Source organism: Streptomyces sp. NPDC002602 (assembly GCF_042889445.1).
GTDB lineage: Bacteria > Actinomycetota > Actinomycetes > Streptomycetales > Streptomycetaceae > Streptomyces.
Genome location: NZ_JBIAQX010000019.1, coordinates 52471 through 73085, shown reverse-complemented (window position 1 = coordinate 73085; position 20615 = coordinate 52471). Strand labels below are relative to the sequence as shown.

The 20615-nt window shown below is 70.8% G+C and carries 20 protein-coding genes and 2 pseudogenes; 11 read left to right on the top strand and 11 right to left on the bottom strand.

The window, feature by feature from the left end:
• Positions 1 to 155: 155 nt before the first annotated feature.
• Positions 156 to 788: an O-methyltransferase gene (locus tag ACFYW3_RS33605; protein ID WP_389388310.1), complete on the bottom strand. Its 633-nt coding sequence runs from the start codon at positions 786 to 788 to the stop codon at positions 156 to 158.
• Positions 789 to 893: 105 nt separating this feature from the next.
• Between ACFYW3_RS33605 and ACFYW3_RS33600 the strand changes: the two genes are divergently transcribed.
• The gene (locus ACFYW3_RS33600) at positions 894 to 1295 is read left to right on the top strand and encodes a MerR family transcriptional regulator (protein ID WP_389388309.1); all 402 of its coding nucleotides are present in this window, start codon (positions 894 to 896) and stop codon (positions 1293 to 1295) included.
• 228 nt (positions 1296 to 1523) lie between these two features.
• Positions 1524 to 2510 carry an alpha/beta fold hydrolase gene (locus ACFYW3_RS33595; protein ID WP_389388308.1) on the top strand — a complete coding sequence of 329 codons (987 nt, stop codon included), beginning with the start codon at positions 1524 to 1526 and terminating at the stop codon, positions 2508 to 2510.
• A gap of 73 nt (positions 2511 to 2583) precedes the next feature.
• Here the strand turns inward: ACFYW3_RS33595 and ACFYW3_RS33590 are convergent, their stop codons facing one another.
• The gene (locus ACFYW3_RS33590; RefSeq protein ID WP_351763437.1) at positions 2584 to 3198 is read right to left on the bottom strand and encodes a TetR family transcriptional regulator; all 615 of its coding nucleotides are present in this window, start codon (positions 3196 to 3198) and stop codon (positions 2584 to 2586) included.
• Between the two features lie 173 nt (positions 3199 to 3371).
• On the opposite strand from ACFYW3_RS33590, the gene ACFYW3_RS33585 reads away from it, so the two are divergent.
• Positions 3372 to 4547 (top strand): FAD-dependent oxidoreductase, encoded by a 1176-nt coding sequence (locus tag ACFYW3_RS33585; protein WP_389388307.1) that lies wholly within the window; start codon positions 3372 to 3374, stop codon positions 4545 to 4547.
• Between the two features lie 130 nt (positions 4548 to 4677).
• On the opposite strand, the gene ACFYW3_RS33580 is transcribed toward ACFYW3_RS33585, so the two are convergent.
• On the bottom strand, positions 4678 to 5700 hold the full coding sequence (locus tag ACFYW3_RS33580) for an NAD-dependent epimerase/dehydratase family protein (RefSeq protein WP_389388306.1): 1023 nt from the start codon (positions 5698 to 5700) through the stop codon (positions 4678 to 4680).
• A gap of 239 nt (positions 5701 to 5939) precedes the next feature.
• Between ACFYW3_RS33580 and ACFYW3_RS33575 the strand changes: the two genes are divergently transcribed.
• Positions 5940 to 6377 carry a glutaredoxin domain-containing protein gene (locus ACFYW3_RS33575; protein ID WP_351763443.1) on the top strand — a complete coding sequence of 146 codons (438 nt, stop codon included), beginning with the start codon at positions 5940 to 5942 and terminating at the stop codon, positions 6375 to 6377.
• 28 nt (positions 6378 to 6405) lie between these two features.
• On the opposite strand, the gene ACFYW3_RS33570 is transcribed toward ACFYW3_RS33575, so the two are convergent.
• Positions 6406 to 6780: a VOC family protein gene (locus ACFYW3_RS33570; protein ID WP_389388305.1), complete on the bottom strand. Its 375-nt coding sequence runs from the start codon at positions 6778 to 6780 to the stop codon at positions 6406 to 6408.
• A gap of 269 nt (positions 6781 to 7049) precedes the next feature.
• Positions 7050 to 8000: an RNA polymerase sigma factor SigJ gene (gene sigJ, locus ACFYW3_RS33565; RefSeq protein ID WP_389388304.1), complete on the bottom strand. Its 951-nt coding sequence runs from the start codon at positions 7998 to 8000 to the stop codon at positions 7050 to 7052.
• Positions 8001 to 8192: 192 nt separating this feature from the next.
• On the opposite strand from sigJ, the gene ACFYW3_RS33560 reads away from it, so the two are divergent.
• Positions 8193 to 8654: a hypothetical protein gene (locus tag ACFYW3_RS33560; protein WP_389388303.1), complete on the top strand. Its 462-nt coding sequence runs from the start codon at positions 8193 to 8195 to the stop codon at positions 8652 to 8654.
• A gap of 96 nt (positions 8655 to 8750) precedes the next feature.
• Entirely contained in the window at positions 8751 to 9248 is a 498-nt protein-coding gene (locus tag ACFYW3_RS33555; RefSeq protein WP_389388302.1) for a DUF4232 domain-containing protein, read from the top strand.
• 84 nt (positions 9249 to 9332) lie between these two features.
• Here ACFYW3_RS33555 and ACFYW3_RS33550 read toward each other — a convergent pair whose 3' ends face one another.
• The 3 genes from ACFYW3_RS33550 to ACFYW3_RS33540 form a co-directional block, all read right to left on the bottom strand.
• Complete coding sequence (locus ACFYW3_RS33550; RefSeq protein ID WP_351763453.1) at positions 9333 to 9983, bottom strand: HAD family hydrolase; 651 nt, start codon at positions 9981 to 9983, stop codon at positions 9333 to 9335.
• 135 nt (positions 9984 to 10118) lie between these two features.
• Positions 10119 to 11483, bottom strand: a complete 1365-nt coding sequence (locus ACFYW3_RS33545) for a carotenoid oxygenase family protein (RefSeq protein ID WP_389388301.1) — start codon at positions 11481 to 11483, stop codon at positions 10119 to 10121.
• A 356-nt stretch (positions 11484 to 11839) separates the two neighbouring features.
• The gene (locus tag ACFYW3_RS33540) at positions 11840 to 13843 is read right to left on the bottom strand and encodes an ATP-binding protein (protein ID WP_389388300.1); all 2004 of its coding nucleotides are present in this window, start codon (positions 13841 to 13843) and stop codon (positions 11840 to 11842) included.
• A 650-nt stretch (positions 13844 to 14493) separates the two neighbouring features.
• Between ACFYW3_RS33540 and ACFYW3_RS33535 the strand changes: the two genes are divergently transcribed.
• Positions 14494 to 14913 (top strand): hypothetical protein, encoded by a 420-nt coding sequence (locus ACFYW3_RS33535; protein WP_389388299.1) that lies wholly within the window; start codon positions 14494 to 14496, stop codon positions 14911 to 14913.
• Between the two features lie 90 nt (positions 14914 to 15003).
• Here the strand turns inward: ACFYW3_RS33535 and ACFYW3_RS33530 are convergent.
• A pseudogene (locus ACFYW3_RS33530) lies at positions 15004 to 15293 on the bottom strand (TetR/AcrR family transcriptional regulator); the annotation flags it as partial.
• Positions 15294 to 15389: 96 nt separating this feature from the next.
• Here ACFYW3_RS33530 and ACFYW3_RS33525 point away from each other — a divergent pair.
• Both ACFYW3_RS33525 and ACFYW3_RS33520 read left to right on the top strand, forming a co-directional pair.
• Positions 15390 to 15632 (top strand): annotated as a pseudogene (locus tag ACFYW3_RS33525) (polyketide cyclase /reductase); the annotation flags it as partial.
• 317 nt (positions 15633 to 15949) lie between these two features.
• Entirely contained in the window at positions 15950 to 16921 is a 972-nt protein-coding gene (locus tag ACFYW3_RS33520; RefSeq protein WP_389388298.1) for a metallophosphoesterase, read from the top strand.
• 173 nt (positions 16922 to 17094) lie between these two features.
• Here ACFYW3_RS33520 and ACFYW3_RS33515 read toward each other — a convergent pair whose 3' ends face one another.
• Positions 17095 to 17832: a TetR/AcrR family transcriptional regulator C-terminal domain-containing protein gene (locus ACFYW3_RS33515; protein ID WP_389388297.1), complete on the bottom strand. Its 738-nt coding sequence runs from the start codon at positions 17830 to 17832 to the stop codon at positions 17095 to 17097.
• Positions 17833 to 18015: 183 nt separating this feature from the next.
• On the opposite strand from ACFYW3_RS33515, the gene ACFYW3_RS33510 reads away from it, so the two are divergent.
• Positions 18016 to 18744, top strand: a complete 729-nt coding sequence (locus ACFYW3_RS33510) for a DUF4386 domain-containing protein (protein ID WP_389388296.1) — start codon at positions 18016 to 18018, stop codon at positions 18742 to 18744.
• 51 nt (positions 18745 to 18795) lie between these two features.
• Here the strand turns inward: ACFYW3_RS33510 and ACFYW3_RS33505 are convergent, their stop codons facing one another.
• Positions 18796 to 19179, bottom strand: a complete 384-nt coding sequence (locus tag ACFYW3_RS33505) for a VOC family protein (protein WP_389388295.1) — start codon at positions 19177 to 19179, stop codon at positions 18796 to 18798.
• Positions 19180 to 19351: 172 nt separating this feature from the next.
• Here ACFYW3_RS33505 and ACFYW3_RS33500 point away from each other — a divergent pair, with 172 nt between their 5' ends.
• Positions 19352 to 20533, top strand: coding sequence for an acyltransferase family protein (locus tag ACFYW3_RS33500; protein WP_389388294.1), 1182 nt, complete (start codon positions 19352 to 19354; stop codon positions 20531 to 20533).
• Positions 20534 to 20615 lie beyond the last annotated feature (82 nt).

The following is a 20615-nucleotide window of genomic DNA, read 5'->3' as shown; positions in this document are numbered from 1 at the left end:
CCCTCCACCACGCGGGCCTTCGCCGGGACACCTGCGGCGGCGACTTCCACCCCAACACGCACAACTCCCACCCCAACGGGGTGGTGTCCCCCCGCAGGGCGCACACCTCGAAGCCGTGGCGCTCCTCTCTTGGCCAAGGCGCTGACGGGTGCTCATCAGAGCTTCACGCACAGCGCGCTCTCCCCGAGGGGATGCGTGCGCCAGCGGGCGGGATCGGCCAGATGGCGGGTCACCGCCGGCGCCGGACCGAGGATCAGGTTGCCGGCGAGCAGCGTTCCGCCAGGGCGCAGCAGCCGGTACAGGTCCTCCACGACCGCCGGCGTCGGGGTGAACCCGTCGAAGAACGCGAGGTCGTAGGCGCCGCCGTCGAGTCCCGGCAGGACGTCCTCGGCGGTGCCGGGCAGGACGGAGATCCGTTCGGTGAAACCGCGCCGGGCGATCTCCGCCCGCGCCAGTCGGACGTGGTCAGGATCCATCTCCACGGTCTCGACGTGCGCTCCCGGCGCCGCGTCCGCCATGGCCAGGGAGGTGTACCCGAGCGCCGTGCCCACCTCGACGATCCTGCGGGCCCCCACGGCGGCCGCCACCGTGGCGGGGAACGACCCCTCGCCGTAGGCGTAGGCACCGCAACGGTGCGCGCGCCGGTGTCGGCGCGTCGCCCGCTGTACGTCGGCGAAGGCGTCCGCCACGTCGACGGGGTGTCGTACGGCGGCGATCACCGCCACACCGGCGGTACGGAACCTGTTCCAACGCGTCGTCGCCGGCATCGCCTTCGGTGTGTTCCTCATGCTCATCGTCTTCTCCCGCGCGTCCAGGGGCGTGCGCCCGCCGTGCCGATCCCCGGGTACCGTGACACTTGAACCGGACTTCAAGTCAAGGCGGGCGGCGCGGGCGTGGACAGTGGCGGAGAGCTCCTCGACATCGCGGAAGTGGCCGCGCGGACGGGCGTGGCCCCCTCTGCCCTGCGCTACTACGAGCGGCTCGGCCTGGTCGAGTCGGCCGGCCGCAACGGCCTGCGCCGTACCTATCGCCCCGAGGTCCTCGACCGGATCGCGCTGATCCTCAACGCCCGGGCCACCGGCTTCTCCCTCGGCGAGCTGAAGGAACTCCTGCGGGCGGCGCCCGGGGAGGTGCGCCCGTACCTCACCGGGCGGATCGACGTGCTCGACCGGCGCATCGACGCGATGCGGGAGGCCCGCGAGCGCATCAGTCACGCCCTCACCTGTCGGCATCCGTCCCTCCTGGACTGCCCGACCTTCCGGACCGGGCTGCGGGACCTGCTGCCGGGGGAGTGAGCACGGACCGGCGGTCCCGCGTGGGGCCGCGCGGGCTCCCGGGCCCCGGTTGTTCGCGCCGGCGATGCGTGGGGACCTTGATCGAGCGTTGCCAAGGCGGCAACAGGAGTCGCGCCGGTCTCGCCGGCAGCCGCATGATCGGTCTGCGCACCTGACCCGCGGGCCCACCCCGCACCGGCCGGTGACGCACTCGCCGCACGCGGAACGATCGACAGCCCGGAGGAATCCATGTCGCAGCCCGACCAGGTCACGCGCCCCACACATAGCGTGGTCGCCTCTCCCGCCGGCAGGACCCACCTGGTGGAGCAGGGCGCGGGTCCGCTGGTGCTGTTGGTGCACGGGTTCCCGGAGTCCTGGTACTCCTGGCGGCACCAACTCCCCGTACTGGCCGCGGCCGGATACCGGGCGGTGGCCATGGACGTTCGCGGCTACGGGCGTTCCTCCCGGCCCGAGGACGTCGCCGCGTACGGAATGCTCGACCTGGTCGAGGACACCGTCGCCGTCGTGCGGGCGCTCGGCGAGGAGACCGCGGTCATCGTCGGACACGACTGGGGCTCGACCATCGCCGCCCACTCCGCCCTCGTCAGGCCGGACGTGTTCCGCGCGGTCGGGCTGCTGAGCGTTCCCTACGCGCCGCCGGGCGGTCCGCGGCCCGGCGAGATCTTCGCGGGGATGGGCGGGGACGAGGAGATCTACGTCTCCTACTTCCAGGAGCCCGGTCGGGCCGAGGCCGAGATCGAACCCGACGTCCGCGGGTGGCTCGCGGGCTTCTACGCCGCCTTCTCCGCCGAGACCATGCCCGAACCCGGCGCCCCGGACCCGCACTTCGTCCGCCGAGGCGGGACACTGCGTGAGCGGTTCCCGGCCGGCCACGCGCCCGCGTGGCTCGGTGAGAACGAACTCGACTTCTACGCCGGGGAGTTCGAGCGGACCGGACTCGTCGGAGCACTCAACCGCTACCGGAACATGGACCGGGACTGGGAGGACCTCGCCGACTACCGAGGCAGGCCCCTCACCCGGCCGTCCCTGTTCGTCGGTGGGGCGTTGGACGCCTCGACCACCTGGATGGCCGAAGCGATCCGGGCCTACCCCACGACCCTGCCCGGTCTGATCTCCTCGCACATCCTCGACGACTGCGGCCACTGGATCCAGCAGGAGCGCCACGAGGAGGTCAACGCCATCCTGACCACCTGGCTCGCCTCCCTGCCCGCGTGAGCACGGGTTCGCGCGATGCCCCCGTGTGACGAGGCGGCGCGGCGTCCCGTGTCGCACGGTCGGGCACCGAGGCTCATCGTCGGCTGCCCGAAGGATCGGACCACCCGTGTTCCAGCAGGTCGAAGGCTCGGGTGAGGGCCCGGCGGGCATCGTCTTGGCCATGGGCGGCGCGGGGGGCCTCGAGGGCGAAGTGGGCCAGGGCGGCGCAGCCGGGGTCGTCGGCGGGAAGGCCGCTCTCGTCCGCGATGGCCCGCGCGAGGGCGGTCGAGTGGCGCAGCCACATGTTCTGGAGGTAGTCGCGCAGGGCCGGGGTGCCGTTCACCAGCTCGAAGAAGTCGGTGAAGCGGGCGTCGCCGGCGGTGGCCGCCAGGCGGTGGCGCAGTGCGTGCTCCCGCAGCGCCGCTGGGATCGAAAGGCCCCGGGGTCGTTCGCGTACGGCGGCGAGCAGTCGGGCTTCCTGGTCGGCGTCCTCGTCGAAGACGAGGGCCTCCTTGACCGGGAAGTGCTTGAACAACGTGGTGGTGGACACGTCGGCGGCGTCCGCGATCTCGCGGATGCCGACCGCGTCGTAACCGCGCTCCAGGAACAGGCGTAGCGCGGCATCGGCGATGGCTTGTCGGGTGGCTGCCTTCTTGCGCTCCCGGCGCCCCAGCGGCGCCGACGGGAGGCTCGGATCGGTGTCGTTCACAAGGCGACCCTACCTCTTGGTGGGACGAGTCTGAAAGTGAAACGGTTGCACTTATTGGGTCGGTGTGTTTTTCTGGTCCGGCGGCCGTGAGGTACTGCCCGGCCCCGCTCTCCCACCCGACACACCCCGTCCCACAGCGGCGAGCCGCGGGGCCGGCACGAACGGAGCACGTCATGAGCGTCAGGAACACCACCCACACCACACCCCGTATCGCGATCATCGGGGCCGGCCCCGGCGGCCTGATCTGCGCCCGCATCCTGCGGCGAAACGGCATCACCGCGACGATCTACGAGCGGGACGCCTCCCGCACCGCCCGCGACCAGGGCGGGAGCCTCGACATGCACCCCGGATCCGGGCAGCACGCCCTGCGGCAGGCCGGGCTGCTGGACGACTTCCTCGCCCGGGCCCGTCCCGAAGGCCAACAGATGCGCCTGGTCGGCCGCGACGGACGCGTCCTGTTCGACGCGATCCCGCCCGAGGCCGACACGGTGGAGGGCAACCCCGAGATCGACCGCGGTCAGTTGCGCGGCCTGCTCCTCGACTCGCTCGATCCCACCACCGTGCGCTGGGGACACCAACTCACCCACGTCGAACCCCGCGGCGACGGCACCCACCGCCTGCACTTCGTCGACGCCCACGGCACCGACATCACCGCCGACGCCGACCTCGTCATCGGCGCCGACGGCGCCTGGTCCCGGGTCCGCCGCGTGCTGTCCGACGCGACGCCCCGCTACACGGGCGTCACCTTCGTCGAAACAAGCCTCGACGAGGCGGACACCCGCCACCCCGCACTCGCCGAACTCACCGGCAACGGGACCATGATGGCCCTGGACGACAATCAGGGATTCGTCGCCCAACGCAACAGCGGCGGCCACATCCGCGTCTCCGTCGGCATGCGCGTCGACGAGGAGTGGCACCGTCACGCCGGCCTCGACCTGACCGACACCGCAGCCGTACGTGCGGTCCTGCTCGATCGGTTCGGCGGATGGAGCCCCGACCTGCTGGGCTTCATCACCGACACCGACGCCGGGTACACCAACCGCCCGCTGTACGCGCTGCCGGTGCCGCACACCTGGGCACCCACCCCCGGCCTCACCCTGCTCGGCGACGCCGCCCATCTCATGTCCCCCTTCTCCGGGATGGGCGCCAACCTCGCGATGCTCGACGGAGCCGACCTCGCCCAGGCCCTCGTCGATCACCCCACCGCCGACCAGGCCGTCACCGCGTACGAGAAGGTTCTCCTGCCGCGCTCCATCGAAGCCGCCGAAGGAGCCGCCGAAGGCATCGACGGCGCCTTCGCCCCCGACAGCGCCGAACAGACCCTCGCCCACATGACCGGCCACCACTGATCCAGCCCGGGCGAGGTTCGAGGCCGCAGGTCGATCCGGGGGCCATCGCCGGGCGGAGCCCGGAACCGGCCGCACGCCCGCCCGCCCGTCACCGGACCGGGTATCACCCCGCGGTGTGACTCCGCCCAGGTCAGGCCCGCGAACCTCGGGCATCCCACGCGGCGAGGACCGCGTCGTGCTTGTCCCTGTCCAGGCCGACGGGAACCTCACCCTGCCGGAACGTGGGTCGCGGATACCCACCGTCGTGGAGCGCCCGCCAGGTGTCCGCGACGGTCTCGGCGACCGGGCGGCAACGCAGACCGGCGGCCAGCGCCTTGGCCGACGAGGCGGTCCAGGCACCGGAGACCTCGGGAGCGTCCGGCACCCACAGCGGAACCTCTGTCCACGGGGCGACGTCGTGTTCCCGCAGGAACCTCTCGTCGGCCCAGACGAGTTCGGTGTCGGCGCCGGTGGCGTCGACGCAGGCCCGCAACAACTCGCCCATGGTGGTGTTCCCGGGCACGCCCGTGGTCAGGTACCGGCCGGAGCCCGCCTCGGCGAGCCGGTCGAGAAGGAAGCGGGCGATGTCGCGGGCGTCGATGAGCTGCATCGCACGGTCCGGGGATCCGGGAGCCAGTACACGGCCTCCCCGTGCGATGGTCTCCAACCACCAGGGGAGGCGTCCGACGTTCTCTCCGGGGCCGACGATGATGCCGGGATTGACGATCAAGGCACGTCCGGGGAAGCCTTCCTCGACCGCCCGCTCGCATCCGGCCTTGAGCGCGTTGTACGGCACCTCGTCCGGTGTGGCGTCCGGGGCGCACGCGTGGCGGGGGAAGGTCTCGTCCACGCCCTTCGCGGGCCAGTCCGCGTAGGCGTGGAAGGACGAGACGAACGCGTACGTCCCCGCGTGCCCGGCCAGTGCCCGGACCGACAGTTGCACGGTACGGGGCTCGAACCCGCAGGTGTCGATCACCCCGTCCCAGGTGCGATCCGCCGCCAGCGCGCGCAAGGCGGCCTCGTCCTCGCGGTCGCCTCGGACCACCTCCACACCGGCAGGCGCCGGTCCCGACCGCCCGCGGTTGAACAACGTCACCTCATCGCCGCGGCGAAGCGCCTCGTCGACGAGCGCACGGCCCAGGAAAACGGTCCCACCGACAATGAGGAGTTTCATGATCGTCAGACTTGCATCATCCGAGGCCCTTGCCAAGCTCCTTGCGAGCGGACGCCCACCACGCCCGGCCGGCCCGGGCGTCGGCGTGGTGCGGCCACGCCTCAAGGCCGAGGCGACCGTCCACACGCGAAGAACCCGTCGCCCTGGAGAACGGCAGGCGTTTCGCCTTCCGTTCGCTCCCTGGCCCTCGTGAAGGGCCTGGTTCGAGGGCTGTTCGGCTCGTGTATAGGCTCGTCGTCATGACCCGCGCTTGGAGCTTGTCGATGCTGTTCCTGCTCTGCGGCTCGGTCCTTGCGGCCGGGGTGCTGCTCCGGGGCGCCCCCGCCGCGGCCGCGGTGCTTCTGCTGCTGTTCGTTCTGCTCGCGGGCATGCACTCGCCCCTGGTCTTCCCGAAGTCGATCAGCGCCCTGGAGGCGCAACGCCGCAGCGCGGTCGACGGCCGGCCGATCGTCTTCTGGCGGTCGGGCTGCAAGTACTGCATCCGACTGCGCATCCGGTTGGGCCGTGGCGCCGGCCAGTTGCACTGGGTCGACATCTGGCGTGACCCGGACGGCGCGGCAGCGGTCAGGGCGGCCAACGACGGCAACGAGACCGTGCCGACCGTCGTCGTCGCGGGCCGGCCGCACGTCAACCCCGATCCGCGGTGGGTACGCGAACAGTTCGTCCGTTCTCCGTGAACGGGAGTGGGCCGTTGGCGTCAGGGATTCACGGCAACCGGTCGGACTCTCCGCGCAGAACGCAGAACTCGTTGCCCTCGGGATCGGCAAGGACCGCCCAACCCGAACCATCAGGATTCCGGTGGTCGGCCACGAAGGTCGCACCGAGGCTCAGCAGCCGGTCCACCTCCTGCTCGCGAGAGGTCGCGGGGCGCAGGCACAGATGGATCCGATTCTTGACCGTCCTGGCCTCGGGTACCTGATTGAAGTACAACGCGGGGCCCTCCGCGAGTACCACCTGAGCCTCCCGGTCACCCGGTCGGACGTCCGGATGTACCGGACGGTCCGTCACACCACTCCAGAAACGGGCCAGTTCGTAGGCGTTCGCGCAGTCGATCGCCACGTTCTGCACTACCGAGACCATGTGTTCCCGCCTTCCTGATCACGACTTGCCCCCACACCGGATGCGGGCCTTGAGCAGACAGAACGGCAACCGAGAACGAGTTCACCGATACGGCATGCCATGAAGCAACCTGCTCTCAGCCTGGTGGCCGCCGGGGAGCACACGTGCACCGCAGGGGCTCCCGGCAGTGAAAACGACTCCGCGACCGTACCGGACGAGACGATCACGATCGACCTGATTCCAGTGCCGGCCTCCACCGTCCAGGTCGTCGCCGCGGATGTGTCGCCGGATCAGGTCTGTGCCCCGCCGGTCCACGCGCGGAGCTTCTCGGGGTTGCGGACCGCCCAGATACGGCTGACGCGTTCGCCGGTGATGTCGAACGCGGCCACGGTCACAGGGACTCCGGTGTGCTGGGCGACCAGGCCGGGCCGGCCGTTGACCGTTCGCTCCAGGAGCGTCAGCCCGGGGGCCTTGGCGGCGATGTGGATCAGGTACTGGGCGATGCTCCTGCCGCCTTCCACCGGACGCAGGACGGTTCCGACGAGGCCGCCGCCATCGGCGGTCATCGTGGCATCGGGGTCGAGGAGACCGACGAGGGCCTCGATGTCCCGGGCTTCCCAAGCCTCCTTGAACCGCCGAACCAGACCGGCCTGCCCGGCCGCCGGCACCGCCGGGGTCCGCGCGGCACGGACGCGCCGACGGCCCGAGGTCGCCAACTGTCGGCAGGCCGCCGGCGTCCGGCTGACGATCGCGGCGACCTCGGCGAAGGGGTAGCGGAAGACGTCGTGCAGGATGAACGCCACGCGTTCGGCCGGGGTCATCGACTCCAGCACGACGAGGAAGGCCATGTCCACCGACTCGTCCAGGACGATCTGGTCGGCGGGGTCGGCCGACTCGGCCCCACCGCTCGCGCTCCCACCGATCCACTCCGTTCGGTCGGGTAGCGGCTCGGGTATCCACGGGCCGACGTAGCGTTCGCGCCGGGACCGCGCCGAACCGAGCACGTCCAGGCAGATCCGGCCGGCCACCGTCGTCAACCAGGCGCCGGGCGACGCGACGGCCTCCTGCTGCTGCCGGGACAGCGCGAACCAGCGGGTGTAGGCCTCCTGGACCGCGTCCTCGGCCTCGGCCGACGAACCGAGCAGCCTGTAGGCGAGATTGATCAGCCGCCGCCGCTCGCCGACGATCACCGTCAGGTGAGGCTCGGGCCGGCCGTGACCCGGCTCGGACGTTGCGCCCATGCTCCCGACCACTTCCTGCCTCCCTGTTTCTCCTCGTTCGGTTCCGCTCTCCCCGCCTCGGCGAAACACCGCACCGGAAAACCGAGTTCGGCGCCGCGCCTCACATTTCGGGGGCCTGTGTCGTCAGGTGAGTGAAGAGCGAATGACGACACTACTGATCCACCGCCGCGAGGCAGAAGAGGGGTCCCCATCATGGCGACCAGGACGACCAAGGCGACCGGGACGACCGGGACGACCGGGACGACCGTCCGTGCGAAGGCGGCACCGGGAAGAGGAGGACTCACGTTCCCGCAGGTCGCGATCGGCCTGCAAACCCTGGCCATCTTCTTCCAGGCGGCCACGGCCGGACTGCTGCTGTCCTCGTCCCAAGGCGAGGTGCTGCACGGTGTCGGAGCGCGCGTGATGTACGGGGCGTCGATGCTGTACGTGCTCGCCGCGATCCTGGCGTGGCGGCCGGGTGGCGGGGAGGCCCGCCCCATCCTGTACGCGTCCGGCTTCCTCGCACTCGCCTCCGTCCAGGTCGTCCTCGGCATCGCGCACAAGCCGTCGCTCCATGTACCCCTGGGCGTCCTGATGTTCGGCCTCAGCGTGTGGGCGCTGTGCCAGGCCTTGTCCAAGGCCCTGGACGGCGGTTCGCCGCGACCTGCCCCGTGACGCCCAGCGCGCATCGGGGGCGGCATCGCGGGTAGGTGGGATGGACATCGACCATCCCTGCCGGCGTCCGCGCCGGCCGAACGATCGAGGTGAGTCATGGCGACCTCCGTACGAACAGCGATACCCGCCCTGCTGGCCGTGGCCGTAGGGGTCACGCTGGTGTCCGTCGGTCCGGCGGCCGGCGCCGAGAGGCCCGTACGGGAGAGCACCTGCGCGCCGGGAAACCTGAGCGTGTCCGCCGGGCCGCCGGACGTCGGAGCCGGGCAACTGTACGTACCGCTGCGCTTCACCAACACCGGCGACCGTCCGTGCACCCTGCTCGGGTACCCGGGCGTCAGCGTCCTGGACAAGGAGCGGAAGCAGATCGGGAAGCCGGCGGACCGGGACGGTCAGGTGCCCGCCGCCGTCTCCCTCGCCCCCGGGCGCGGTGCCACGGCCGTCCTCCACACGACGAACGGGCCGATCGGCGGCCCGTGCCTGGCCAAGGGGGCGTTCCTCAAGGTCTACCCGCCCGCCTCCAAGGACGCGGCCCTGCTCAAGACACCCTTCCAGGTCTGTTCGAACCGCTTCACGGTCAGCCCGGTCACGCCGTAGCCGTAGCCGTAGCCGCAGCCGTAGCCGGTCGTCGCGGGTAGACGCCCCCGCCCGCGGCCGGCCCGCGCGCAGAGCAGGGGGAGGCTACAGCCCGGCGATGAGGGCGGGGAGGGTGCGCATGTCGTGGAACACGGTGGTGCCGGGGCCTTCGAGGCGTTCGGCCGGAGTCAGACCGCCCGCGTACCCCAAGGCGCGCATGCCCGCCGCACGGGCGGCCTGGACGCCGGGCCGACTGTCCTCGACCACCACGCAGGCCGCGGGATCGACTCCCATGTGCCGGGCCGCGTGCAGGAACAGATCGGGGGCGGGCTTGCCGCGGGCGACCTCGGCGGCGCTGTAGATACGGCCGGCGAAGCGCTCGTACAGGCCGGTACGGCCCAGGGTGTGGCGCATCTTGTCGTGCGATCCGCTGGAGGCCACGCACGTCGGCAGGGTGAGGGCGTCGAGGGCCTCGGGCAGCCCTTCCACGGGGGCGAGATCGGCGTCCACGGCCTCGCGGTGCAGCCGCTCGAACCGCTCCGACCAGATCGCCGCCGTCTCCTCGCCGAGCCGGGCGGCCACCAGCTCGCGAATGGAGGCGTGCGAGCGCCCGATGAATCGGTCGACGACCTCTTCGCCGGTGAGCGGCCAACCCAACTCGGCGCCCAGGGCGACCTGGACACGGGCCGCTATGCGTTCGCTGTCGACCAGCACACCGTCGCAGTCGAATATGACGAGTTCAATCGGCTTGATCATCCCGGCAGCATAAGGGCCCGCCCGATCGGGCGGCGGCGCGGTTGCCCTGCCCGATCGGGCAGGGCAACCGCGCCCCGGGCCGTGCGCCGGGTCCGCGGCGGAAGACGTCCGTCCCGTCGCGGGTTCCGAGTCCGGTCAGCCCTTGGATCCGTCGGGCGCGCTGTCGGGGACCCAGGAGCCGTGGAGCCCGGCACTCACCCGGTGCGGCAGATGGACGGTGGCGATCCGGTCGAGGCCCGACGCGTCGAGGACCACCAGTTGCGAGGCGTCCTGCTTGAGGTCGGAGACGACCGTGAGCAGATAGCCGTCGTCCTCGCGCGTGGCTCCGGTGGCGGGAACGAAGACGGCTTCGCCGGGCATGCGGGCGTCCCCGACCTGGTGGATGCGACGGGCGCCGGTGGTCCGGTCGTACTTGACCACGCCGTACCCACCGAAGCCCTTCTCATCGGGGAAGGAGATGGCGTAGTGGTAGCGGTTCTCGGCGCCCAGGTACTCCTCGTTGAGGGTCGGGAACTCCACCGGCAGATCGTCGATGATCTGCTCGTCGACGGTGCCGGCCACCATGTCGACCACCCAACGGCGGGTGTAGGAGCGGGAGACGGGCTCACTGCCGCGCCCGGGCGCGCCGATCCACCAGTTCCAGGAGAGCCGGAAGCCCTCACGGTCCACGGTCGGGCCTTCCAGGACGATGCGGCCCTGGCCGTCCTCGTAGGCGTTGGCGACGTGCAGCATGTTGCCCGGTTCGATGGAGAACCAGCGGACCTTCCGGGCACCGTCGTCCCCACGGGGCATGACACCGATGCGGGCGGGCTGCTGGTCGCTCCAGCCGTACGGAATGCCGGAGTGGTCCGTGGGGTCGAAGGTGACGTTGCCCTCGACGAAGACCACGTGGCGGCGGGTGATGGCGAAGTCGTGCTTGAGCGAGGCGGTCGCCCCCGGGACCTCGGCGCTGTGGGTGATCTCGCCCTTGGCGTCGGCGACGTAGTGCACGAGGAAGGGCGGGAAGGGAGAGGACCCGAAGAAGTGGAGTTCGCCCGTCACGGGGTCCTCCTTGGGGTGCGCGGTCATCGCCGTCCGCAGCTTGCCGTCGAAGTCGTACGCCCCCACCGTGTCCAGGTCCTGGGTGAGCTCGAAGGGGAGGTTCGCCTCACACAGCGCGAGCAGCCGTCCGCCGTGCTCGATGATGTGGGTACCGGCGGCACTGGCCGTCAGGTCGGGGCCCCGCTCCGTCATGTACGGGGCGCCCTCCAACGCGGGGGTGTGCACCCAGCGGTTGCGGTACCACTCGGCGCGGCCCTCGCGCAGGCGGATGCCGTGGACCATGCCGCTGCCCTTGAACCAGTGGGTGGGCGTGACACCGGGCTTGGGGTTGTGGCCGTTGCGGAACAACCGCCCGGTCAGCTCGGCGGGCAGGGTTCCCTCGACTGTGAGGTCGGTGGCCGTGACCTCGTTGACGACGGGGGTGAAGTGGCCGGTCAGGTAGGGCTTGTCGACGGTCATGGCAGGGGTTTCCTTCGGTGGATGTGATGAAACGTCAGGCGGCCCCGTCAAGGTGAGGCCGGGCCCATCGGTTCAGCGTCGGGGCCGCCGCCGCCCGGCCGTCGGCCGGGAGCGGCGCCCCGCCCGTGTGGGGTGGAGGAGGTTCATGTCGCACAGCCTCCTGCGGGGGGCTGTCCACTATCCAGACCCGCCGGGCGCGACGACTGTCCACTCCTGTCCGCGCCTGTCCACCCGGCGCCGCCGAAGGCGTGCACCCGCCCCGCCGCAGAGGACATGCGCCCGCCCCCCTGCCACGGAGGACGTGCGTCCGCCCTCGCTGCCCCGGAGGACGTGCGCCCGTTCCCACCTACCGTGATCTACCGTGGTCGGGGGCCGTCGAGCTCCTGTTGCCACAAGGCCTCGCACAGCAGGTCCAGGCCCTGGCGCAGGTGGCGCCGGTAGGTGCCGTACGGAAGGCCGAGGCGGCGGGCGGCGGCTTCCTGGGTGGGTGCGCCGGAGAAGTGCCCGGCCATCAGGGCATCGCGGGCGCGCACCCCGCGCGGGTCCTGCGCGAGCTCGTCGACGCTCTGGCGCAGCAGGGCGCGCAACTCGGCGACGGGGTCACCGAAGTCGGCCGCGAGACGGCTGCGCAGCAGGGCGCAGGCGGTGAAGGCCCCGGCATCACGCCAGTGCGTCAAGGCCTCCCGTACGGCCTGGTCGAACAAGGAACGCGAGATGGGCGACGGTCCGGGCGAGACCGGTTCATCGGTGGTCGAGATGAAGCTCTGGAGCCACGCCTCCACGGGTATCCGGCGCCAGTCGACGCTGAACAGGCCGTACGTGTACGCGCCGACCCGCGGGCGGGCACCGGTGTCGGCGAGGGTGCCCTTGACGCGTTCGGCCCAGGCCTCGGCGTCCCGGTACACGGCGAAGCCGTAGGCCCGACCACGGGCACGGGCCGACTCCGCCTGGGCGCGGGAACTGCTCAGGTCGATGACGCGCGAGGGGACCTGGTAGCGCTCGGGGTAGACCGAGAAGCGGCTGATGCCGATGTGCTCGCCGGGGCTCACCGGCGCGGTGGCCTCGGTGTAGCGCCATGCGGCGGCGACGACGGGGTCGGTGGCCAGGTCCTCGGGGTCGGCCGGGGCCGACAGGGCCAGCCGGGTCGTGAACGCCACGATCCGGCCCGTGTTGACGAGACGGTAGACGCTGAAGGCCTGCGGCTGGCGCCGTGCCCAGTAGCGGACCAGTTCCGCGGAGGCGGGCCCTTCGGTGTCCTCGGCCATGCGCAGCACGGCATCGAGGTCGTCCGGGTGCAGGGGGCGGTCGTGCACCTCGTCCTCGCGGGACCAGGTGCGCAGCCGGGCCAGGGTCTTCCCTTCCCGGAAGAGGTGGAAGAGCTCGTCGGTGACGGTCCAGACCTGCTCCTCGGGTGCCTCGCGCAGGAGGCGCAGGTACTCGTCGGCCAGGCGGCGGCGCATGGTCTCGAAGGCGTTCGGCGCGCGCCAGCGCAGGTCGGCGGCCAGCGTCTCGCGTGCGGCGTCGTGCGGGTGGAGCCCCCGGTGCGTGGATTCCATGAAGGGGAGGTCCCTCAGCCAGGAGAAGAGCAGATGGGCGTCTTCCTCCGGCAGGACCGTGGTGAGCAGTTCCTCGGACGTCGAGCGGGCTTGCGCCGCCACCTCCAGGGCGCGACGGTGGCCGGCCGTGGGGACCTCGCCGATCAGCCCCGCCAACAGGGTGCGCAGGACGTCCGCCGAGGGCGCCCAGATGTCCTCCTGGGCGCAGCCGGCCGATCCCGACGCGGCCGCGAGGGACAGTGCCAGCGGATTGCCTCCGGCGAAGCGGAGCACCGGATCGCGCAGTTCGGGCCTGATGCGGGCAGCCACCAGCAGGCTGCGGGCCTGTTCCTCGGAGAACGGCTCCAGTTCGGTCACGTGCAGGAGCGGGGACCAGGCGGGGTCGGCGGTCCACTGCGGCTGTGGGGCACGCCGGCCCGCCAGGACGACCAGTGCGTCCTCGGCGGCACGGGGCAGGAAGTGGTGCCACAGCCGGCTCTCCAGCCACTGGCAGTGCTCGAAGGAGTCCACGAGCAGGACCGTGCCCGGGACGTTCACGAAGGCGTCGGCGGCGCGCTCGAAGTCGGCGGGGTCCCGCTCGACGAACCGACCGTCGAGTTCGACGAGCGGCCGGCCCGCCGCACGAGCACGGTCCGCCATGCGCCGCAACAGCGTCGACTTGCCTATGCCGCCCGGCCCGCACACGTAGAACGCGAACGGAGCGTGCGGATCGCCTGCCAAAGCCGTGTCGAACGTACCGAGTTGTTCCTCCCGGCCTATGAACGCCCGCTCCCGCGTCCTGATCAGTCTCTCTCCTATGGACACCACATCGGCTCCCCTCACCGCGGTCCGTCCCGGGCGGAACCGCCCGGGGACCTTTTCGGCCTCGCCGGTCAAGCGAGGCGCGAATGGTGGCGCGCCGGCTCTCCTCGCCGGTCCCGGACGCGGCAAAGAGCGGCCGTTTCACGCCACTTGACGGCTGATTGAAACAGAAGGTGCCCGGATATCGGAATGGCGGCCATGAAAAGGGACTGGGGCAGGACGGCTCCACGGCTCCGGCCGGGCCCGGGCGACGGAGTCGGAGGGCCGTTCACACCGGCTGCCGGCCAGGGCGGGCCGGCTCGCGCCACGGGAGGGTGACCGCTGCCGGCGTACGCACGCGTACGCACGCGTACGCACGCGTACGCAGGTCGGTACGCGGGGTCGGGTTCGCGGGGTCGGGTCTCAGGACCGGGGGAGGGGCATGCGGGGCGGGTGGTGTCCCGTGCGGGATCGACACCTCCGGCCCGGCAGGGGAGGATGGGACGGACGGATCGATTCCGCCCCGCTGCCTCGTCGCCGTTCGCCGGTGGCCGATGGCAGGTCGAGGAGCGCGGGCCCCGCAGGAGGGCCGCGCCGTACTGCGCCGGACGCAGGCGGCCGGGCCCCCGTCGTCACGCTGTCCTCACGTCTTCACGTCTCCTTCGGGAGGATCCATGTCGCACCGACGCATACGCCGCTCTCTGCTCGTCCCCGCCATGGCCGGCTCGCTTCTCGTCGCCCCGGCCGTCCTCGCGTGGGGTCAGGCCGCCGCCGCCCCCGCCGCGACCTGTTCCATCTCCGGCGTCTTCCCCAACGGGAAGGTGCACCTGTCCGGCGGCGGCTTCACCCCGGGATCGGCGTTCCTGTCCTCGCCGACCGCCTCGGGTGGCTCGTTCACCATCGGCGGTGACGGCGGGTTCCAGATGATGAACGTGGAGAACGCCAAGTACACCGTGTCGCAGGGCAACGACCGCACGGAGTGCAGCGGCTTCAAGGAGTCCACGCTCAAGCAGGACGACCCGACGCAAAACGAGCAGGACCAGAATCAGCAGAACCAGAACCAGAACCAGAATGAGGAGAGTGGGGACCAGTAGAGCGCGCGGCGGCTCCTCCGGGGGTGAGGGCCCGGGTCCGCGGTGCCTGCAGGTCTTCCCGTTCCGCCGCGAAGAGCAGGGCCGGGTCGCGGGGATCGGGGTGCCGTAGACGAGGAAGTACCGCTGAGGTGCGCCAGAGCCCAGCCGCGCAGCGCGTGCGCCTGCCCTGCAGGGTCGGCACCGGTGGAGGAGGCCTCGCCGAGAGCGTCGGCGAGGCTTCGGTATGCCCCTCGGACGAGTTCGGTGATCAGGTCGTCGCGACTGGCGAAGTAGCGGTGGAGGGCCGGTCCGCTCATGCCCGTCTGCTTGGCGATCGCGTTGAGGGGGAGCGCTGACGCCCCCGCCGTGGCGATCTGCTCCCAGGCGCGTTCCGTGACCTCATGAGACCACCACGTCCGGCATGCGCGGCACCGGCGTCCCCACCGCCCTCTTCACCGTCCCGCTCGTCCTCGGCCTTCTCGGCACCGATCGAGCACGGCGCCTGCATCCGCTGGTCCGGCCCCGCGATCGGCGAAGGGCTGCGCATCGACGGCATCCACGTGTGGAACGTCACCAAGGTCAAGGGTGGCGTGCGCGTGAGCACGGAGGAGACCCACACCGGCGCCCAGGTCGAAGCCGATGTCCCCACCGCCACCAGGATCCTCCGCGAGGGACTCGAAGCATGGCTGCGCGACCTGAAGTCCGCCGCCGAAGCGCGCGCCCACAACCGGCCGCGGTGACGAAGGAACCAACCCCGCCCCGCCGCGCTTCGGCGTTCGAGCCCCCGCCCCCGCCGCACTTGGGAGTTCGAGCCCCCGCTCCGGACGGCTGATGGTTCGAACTCGGCTTCCTCGTACGGCTCGACGGGAGCCCCGCCCACCTCCTGACGTTCGGCACCCTCCCAACACCGTGCGCACCGACTGACGGACGTTCTTCCTCGACGTCCCTCCCTGTTCGCCGCGAGCCGTTTCATCCCCGACTTCCCTGTCGACATCTGGCGGCCGGACGCCCTTGCCATCGTGAGGCGACCGCCCGTTCGACGTCTACGGAGATGGTGATGACGCGTTTCAGGGCACGGGTACTCGGCGTTGTCGCGGCTGCCTTGTCGGTCAGCCTCGTAGCGCTCCCCGCAACAGCCGCCGACCGGACCGCGCCGCGGATGAAGGCGCCGGAGAAGTTCAGCATCGTGGTCTTCCCCGACACGCAGTACTCGGCGGAGAGTTTCCCGGCGGCCTTCAACGCCCAGGGGAAATGGATCAAGGAGAACACGCTCGCACGGAACATCAAGTACGCGATCCACGAGGGTGACATCGTCGACGACTCCGACCGGTCGACCCAGTGGGCCAACGCCACACGCGCGTTAGGGCAGTTGAACGGCGCGACCCCGTACATCCTCGCCGTGGGCAATCACGACATGGACGCGATGCCCAAGGGCCAGAACCCGATCGTGGTGCGGGACGCGGTGGCGTTCAACCGCAACTTCCCGCGGAGTTCCTTCGCGAACCTGCCGACGTTCGGAGGCACTTACCCTGCCGCGCAGAACGACAACAGCTTCCACCTGTTCTCGGCCGGAGGCACGAACTGGCTCATCCTCGCGCTGAAGTACGCGCCCACGGACGACGAGATCGCCTGGGGCAACAAGGTGATCTCCGAGCACCCGGACCGCCAGGTCATGATCGTGACGCACGCCTACCAGAACGGCACGACGAAGGACGGCATCGGCCAGAAGCTCTGGACCAGGATGGTCAGCCGGCACCCCAACGTGACGATGGTGTTCTCCGGGCACTACGTCAATCAGGGGGTGATCGTGGAGAAGGGGGTGAACGGAAACACCGTCCACCAGATCCAGGCCGACTACCAGAACCCCGGCACGCTCGGCCCGAACAGCTACCTCCGGATCCTCGAATTCAACCCGACGGCGAAGACGGTCAGCGTTCAGACCTACTCGCCGTACCTCGACAAGAACCTGACCGACGCGAAGAACCAGTTCACGCTCCAGAACGTGAGCTTCCCGCACACCCGGCGCTGACCGGTGCCCGGTGGCCGCTGCCTGGTGGCCTCTGACCGCTGACCGGTGGCCGGCACCGAGGGGGACGGTGCCGGTCACCGGCCGTGGTGGATCGGGCGTCGCCGTGGTGGATCGGGTGTGGTCGTGGTGGGGACCCGTCGCGTTCGACTTCACGCCCCGGTTTCAGTTCCCCGTCACGGCCCCGGTTTCGGTACCGGCTCGGCGCCGGATGAACCGGCGGAGGTCCACCCCCGCCGATGGAGCCTCTCCAGCCCGTCCAGGATGAGGTCCAGCGCGAACTCGAACTCGAACTGATCGTCGCATCGCCGACTTCCGACGACCGAGGCCGCGTCATGGGTGGCCCCCGCCGCCAGCTCGGCGATCCGCGGGTACCTTGCCGCCATCGCAGCCCCCGCCGCGAGTGCCTCGGCCCCGCCGTCGGCGACATCGTTCCCGGAGTCGTCGAACAGCTCCTGGCTGAAGCCCAGAAGCCGGCTGCCCATGGCATGCATCGCGTGATGGGTGAGATCGACGGAGAAACCCCCGTCGCGGAACGTCCCGATCATCGAATCCAGGTACTCCAGCACGGCCGGGGTCGGCCCGGTGCGCGACTCGATCACCTGCGCGGCCCAACGGTGCCGCAGGAGCACGCGGCGAGCCGAGAGCACGCGCCCACGGATCCCGTCCTTCCAGCCGGAACCGCTCGCCGGGAGGTCGATCCGGGCCACGATCGTGTCGACCATGCCGTCAAGGAGCTGTTCCTTGTTGGGAACGTGCTTGTAGAGGGCCATCGGTACGACACCCAACTCCTGGGCGAGCTTGCGCATGCTGAGGGACTGGATGCCGCCGTCGTCCGCGAGCGCGATGGCCGCCCGCAGCACGCGCTCCCGGTTGAGCGGCGCCCGGCGCCCGTCCTCCGCCTGCTGTGTCATCTCTTCTCTCCTCGGAATCGGGCGATCGGGCGACCGGGTGTGTCGGGTGTGTCGGGTGGGATCGAGTGTGTCGGGAGGGGGGGCGAGTCGGTGGATCGGTACCCGCACTTGACGAGTGTACGCCGTACACCTACCGTGACCGCGAGGTGTACGGCGTACACCCCCTGGTCGAAAGGACCGAAGATGAGCTCAGACAGAAGGACCGCGGCGGCCGCGGGCGTGCTGTTCCTGGTGACGGAGATCGCCGCGATCGGAGGGTTGGCGCTCTACCGCCCCGTCCTGGACGGGGCGGCGGGAGTCCTCGGCCCCGGCGACGTCACCTCGGCGTTCCTCGGGGCGCTGTGCGAACTGGTCCTGGTGGTCGCCGTCATCGGGACCGCAGTGGTGCTGTATCCCGTCGTCAGGAGGCAGCACGAGGCGATGGCGATCGGATACGCGTGCCTGCGCCTCCTGGAAGCCGCCGTGATCACGGTCGGTGTCCTCAGCGTCCTGACGGTCGTGACGCTGCGGCGCGAAGCGGTGGGGGTCGCGGGCGTCGGCGGCGCCGACCGGGCCCTCGTGGCCCTGCACGACTGGACGTTCCTGCTCGGGCCGAACGTCGCCCTGGGCCTGAACACGACGGTGCTGGCGTACGCGATGTACCGCTCGCGGCTCGTGCCGCGGTTCATCGCCCTGCTGGGGCTGGTCGGCGGCCCGCTGATATGCGCCTCCGCGGTGGCCGTGATGTTCGGCGCCTACGAGCAGGTCTCGGTCACGGGCTCGGCCCTGGCCGTCCCGGTGTTCGCCTGGGAGGTGGTCCTGGCCGTCCGTCTCATCGCCAAGGGGTTCGATCCGGTCCGAGCCGGCGCGGCCGACGCTCCCCGCACGGCTCTCGTTCCCGCCGGGGCGACTGCGGGAGACCTTCGAGCCTGATCGCCACGAGAAGCGTGCCCGCCGCCCCGTGCTCGCTCGCCGGGCGGAGGGTCAGAGGGGCTTCAGTCGAGTGCGCAGGAGACAGAACTCGTTGCCCTCGGGGTCGGCCAGGACGTGCCAACTCTCCTCTCCGGTCTGGCCGACGTCGACGGTCACCGCTCCCAGCGCGAGCAATCTGTCCAGCTCGGCTTCCTGTTCGCGATCGGTGGCGTTGACGTCGATGTGCAGTGGGAGCTTCCCCTGCCGGGGGTCGCGGCCGGCGTTGAAGACGAGGGTCGGCTGCGCGCCGCCGAATCCGACGCCCGGCGGGCCGATCTCGATGCTGCCGTCGCCTTCCCGTCCCAGCTCGACGTAGCCGAGGACATCGCGCCAGAACGCGGCCAGGCGGTCGGGGTCTTCCGCATCGATGACGAGTTCGCTGATTCGGCATGCCATGCGGAGAGGATAGCCACGTCCGCCCTGCCCGGCGGCGCTGTCGACGGCCGGCGGCGTCCGTGCCGTCGTATCGGAGTCGCCGAGACCCGGGGTCCGCGCTGCCGTTTCCGCGGGAAACCTGTACGGTCCCCGGTGACTCGATCCGCAGTACTGCAGAGGGGGCGGCCTCCCTATGGCCGGGACTCGAACGATCGGCCAGGGGCCGGCACGGCGACTCTACGCACTCGACGCCGTACGAATATCCGCGGCGCTCTTCGTGGTCCTGTACCACTATGTCGGGCTCAGCAGGGCCTGGGAGCTCGACAGCACCGAACATCTCTTTCCCGCGCTCGAGCCCCTCGCCCTCTACGGCTGGCTCGGCGTAGAGATCTTCTTCATCGTCAGCGGCTTCGTCATCTGTATGAGCGCGTGGGGTCGAACGGTCGGTGAGTTCGCGACGTCGCGCGTCTCGCGGCTCTTCCCCGCGTACTGGGCCGGCATCGCCTTCACGGCGCTCGTGCTGTTGGTGCTGCCCGAGGTGTGGCGCATGGGCGGGTGGACCGACATGCTGGTCAACATCACGATGTTCCAGGGAGGGCTGAGGGTTCCGAACCTCGACCACACGTACTGGACCCTGTTCGAAGAGCTCAAGTTCTACGCGCTCTTTGCCCTCGTCATCCGCGCCGGGGTCACGTACCGCAACTGCATTGTGTTCATCGGGCTGTGGACGGCAGCCGGCGTCGTCGCCCCCGCCACCGACTTCCCGCTGCTGCACTTCTTCGCCATCCCGCAGTACTCCCCGTACTTCATCGCGGGCGTGGCCTTCTATCTGATGCGGCGATTCCGCCCCTCCGGCCTGCTCTGGGGAATCGTCGGCTGCCAGTTCCTCCTGGCTCAGAACTACATTCGCGGACGCATGGCCACCAACCTCGGCTCGGAGCTCGGGGACCGGTTGCCGATCTGGCCGGCCCAGCTCATCATCGCCATCGGCTTCCTGGTGATGGCCGCCATCGCGCTCGGGTGGCTGGATCGCATCCAGTGGAGCTGGCTGTCCACCATCGGCGCCATCACCTACCCGCTCTACATCATCCACATGGCGGCGGGCATCACCCTGATCCACCACTTCCGGGACAAGGTGCCGGCCCATGCACTGGTCGGTACGGTCACCGCCGCGATGCTGGTCGTCTCCTGGCTCATCCACCGGTTCGTGGAACGGCCCCTTTCGCGCAGGCTTCGTTCCGCGATGCGGTCCGGTATGGAAGACATCCGACGGAACACCCCGGTGCAGACTTCTCCGCCACGATCGACGCCGCCGTCGACGGTGCCGGCGCAGCGCCGGGACCGTGTCGTCGAACCCGACCTGACGCGCCGCTGAGTGGGTGTCCCCCGTCAGGGGGCGGCTCCGGCCGGGAGGGCGGTCGCGGAAGGCGTCTCGCGGCAAGCCCTTGTGCGCGCCG

Excerpts from the sequence above, each read along its gene's own strand:
- ACFYW3_RS33550 (WP_351763453.1), bottom strand. The coding sequence starts at position 9,983 with ATGATCAAGCCGATTGAACTCGTCATATTCGACTGCGACGGTGTGCTG.
- ACFYW3_RS33575 (WP_351763443.1), top strand. The coding sequence starts at position 5,940 with ATGACCCGCGCTTGGAGCTTGTCGATGCTGTTCCTGCTCTGCGGCTCG.
- ACFYW3_RS33500 (WP_389388294.1), top strand. The coding sequence starts at position 19,352 with ATGGCCGGGACTCGAACGATCGGCCAGGGGCCGGCACGGCGACTCTAC.
- ACFYW3_RS33595 (WP_389388308.1), top strand. The coding sequence starts at position 1,524 with ATGTCGCAGCCCGACCAGGTCACGCGCCCCACACATAGCGTGGTCGCC.
- ACFYW3_RS33505 (WP_389388295.1), bottom strand. The coding sequence starts at position 19,179 with ATGGCATGCCGAATCAGCGAACTCGTCATCGATGCGGAAGACCCCGAC.
- ACFYW3_RS33605 (WP_389388310.1), bottom strand. The coding sequence starts at position 788 with ATGAGGAACACACCGAAGGCGATGCCGGCGACGACGCGTTGGAACAGG.
- ACFYW3_RS33520 (WP_389388298.1), top strand. The coding sequence starts at position 15,950 with ATGACGCGTTTCAGGGCACGGGTACTCGGCGTTGTCGCGGCTGCCTTG.
- ACFYW3_RS33585 (WP_389388307.1), top strand. The coding sequence starts at position 3,372 with ATGAGCGTCAGGAACACCACCCACACCACACCCCGTATCGCGATCATC.
- ACFYW3_RS33515 (WP_389388297.1), bottom strand. The coding sequence starts at position 17,832 with ATGACACAGCAGGCGGAGGACGGGCGCCGGGCGCCGCTCAACCGGGAG.
- ACFYW3_RS33560 (WP_389388303.1), top strand. The coding sequence starts at position 8,193 with ATGGCGACCAGGACGACCAAGGCGACCGGGACGACCGGGACGACCGGG.
- ACFYW3_RS33555 (WP_389388302.1), top strand. The coding sequence starts at position 8,751 with ATGGCGACCTCCGTACGAACAGCGATACCCGCCCTGCTGGCCGTGGCC.
- ACFYW3_RS33570 (WP_389388305.1), bottom strand. The coding sequence starts at position 6,780 with ATGGTCTCGGTAGTGCAGAACGTGGCGATCGACTGCGCGAACGCCTAC.
- ACFYW3_RS33510 (WP_389388296.1), top strand. The coding sequence starts at position 18,016 with ATGAGCTCAGACAGAAGGACCGCGGCGGCCGCGGGCGTGCTGTTCCTG.
- ACFYW3_RS33545 (WP_389388301.1), bottom strand. The coding sequence starts at position 11,483 with ATGACCGTCGACAAGCCCTACCTGACCGGCCACTTCACCCCCGTCGTC.
- sigJ (WP_389388304.1), bottom strand. The coding sequence starts at position 8,000 with ATGGGCGCAACGTCCGAGCCGGGTCACGGCCGGCCCGAGCCTCACCTG.
- ACFYW3_RS33580 (WP_389388306.1), bottom strand. The coding sequence starts at position 5,700 with ATGAAACTCCTCATTGTCGGTGGGACCGTTTTCCTGGGCCGTGCGCTC.
- ACFYW3_RS33535 (WP_389388299.1), top strand. The coding sequence starts at position 14,494 with ATGTCGCACCGACGCATACGCCGCTCTCTGCTCGTCCCCGCCATGGCC.